The organism is Amycolatopsis sp. WAC 04169 (assembly GCF_003947535.1).
In the GTDB taxonomy this organism is placed as follows: Bacteria; Actinomycetota; Actinomycetes; order Mycobacteriales; family Pseudonocardiaceae; genus Amycolatopsis; species Amycolatopsis keratiniphila.
The window spans coordinates 1-956 of the sequence record NZ_QHJI01000035.1; the positions used below are offsets into that span (position 1 = coordinate 1).

The window sequence follows — 956 nt, forward strand, 5'->3', positions numbered from 1 at the left end:
CCGGCCACGATCTGGCGGCCGAGGAGGAGGAAGACGATGAGGATCGGGATGGTGGCCAGGGTGGTTCCGGCCCGCACCAGCGACTAGTCGACGTAGTAACCGCTCTGCAGCTTCTCCACCCCCACCTCCCCGCTGCGGCTGCCGCCCTCCAGCACCACCCCCGGCCACCCGCCCCCGCTCCACGCCCTCCCCCACGTCACCCTCCCCCCCCTCCCCCCCCCCCCCCCCCCCCCCTCCCCTTTCTCTTCTTCCTCCCTTTCCCCCTCCCCCTCCTTCTCCCTCCCCTTCTCCTTCCCCTCTCCCTCCCCCTCTTTCCTCTCTTCCCCCCCCTCCTCCCTCCCTCCCCTCCCTTCTCCTTTTCTCTCCCCCCCCCCCTTTTTCTTTCTCCCCCTTCCTCCTTTTTTCTTTTCCTTTCCTTTCTTCCCTCTCCCTTCCTCCCCCCTTCCCCTTCTTCTTCTCCCTCTCTCCTTCTCTTTCCTCCCCTTCTTCCCTCCTTTTCTTCTTTTTCTTTTCTCCCCTCTCCTTCTTCTTCTTTTTTCTCCCTCTCCTCTCCCTCTTCTTCTCCCCCTTCTCCTTCTCTCTCCCCTCCTTTCCTCCTTCCCTCCCCTTCCTTCTCTTCTTCTCCCCTTCCCCTTCTCCTCCTCCCTCTCCTCCCTTCTTTCTTCCTCTCTCCTTTCTTCTCTCCTTTCCTTTTTCTTTCCTCTCCCTCTTTTCCTTTTCCTCCCCTTTCCCTTCCCTCCCCCCTTTCCTTCCCCTTCCCTCCTCTCTTCCCCCCCCTTCCTTCTCTCTTCCCTCCCTTCCTTCTTCCTCCTCCCCCCCCCTCCCCTTTTCTTCTCTCTTCCCTCTCCCTCCTTCCCCCCTTTCCTTCTCTCTTTCTTCTTCTCCTCTCTCCTTCCTTCTCCCCTCTCTCCTCCCCCTCCCTTCTCCCCTTCTCCCCTTCCCCCTTCCTCTCTCTC

The 956-nt window shown here is 60.7% G+C and carries 1 protein-coding gene and 1 pseudogene; both read right to left on the reverse strand.

Annotated features, from left to right (window positions below):
* Window positions 1–125 (reverse strand): annotated as a pseudogene (locus tag DMC61_RS40810) (carbohydrate ABC transporter permease); the annotation flags it as partial.
* Window positions 126–196: 71 nt separating this feature from the next.
* Window positions 197–956: hypothetical protein (locus tag DMC61_RS41295; RefSeq protein ID WP_199750235.1), on the reverse strand; the 760-nt coding region annotated here is incomplete at its 5' end.